The organism is Bacillus sp. AFS001701, assembly GCF_002559405.1.
Lineage (GTDB): Bacteria > Bacillota > Bacilli > Bacillales > Bacillaceae_G > Gottfriedia.
Map to the genome: position 1 here is coordinate 1 of NZ_NTZO01000562.1, position 437 is coordinate 437.

Annotated in this window: 1 protein-coding gene; it reads left to right on the forward strand. The window is 33.4% G+C overall.

The features are described from left to right. The coding region (locus CN514_RS22900) for a transposase (RefSeq protein ID WP_141529498.1) at positions 1 to 437 on the forward strand (437 nt) is incomplete at both ends.

Consider the following 437-nt stretch of genomic DNA (forward strand, 5'->3'; position numbering starts at 1 on the left):
AGTTTTAAAAGAATGTGAAGCAAATTTAGCTGCGAAGATCCGTTCACTATGTAGAACACGTTCTTACCAATGGGCATTAAAAAAAGCAGCTAAATTGAAAGAAGCTGCCATGAATAATCCTTTTGATAAAATTATTTACCAAAGTCATTTAATCAGTCTAAATATGTTTATTCAAATGCTTCTTCAATACCAAGAGCACCTATCTATCTTAGAGGAACAAATAGCTACTCTCATTAAAGATATCGAAGAATATAAGATAATCCAGTCTATTCCAGGTATCGGAGAAAAAATCGGTGCAACGATACTCTCTGAAATTGGTGAAATAGAACGGTTTAATCATCCAAAAAAATTAGTAGCCTTCGCTGGAGTTGATCCTAGTGTATTTCAGTCTGGTAAGTTCAATGCCACTATAAATCATATTACCAAAAGAGGTTCAA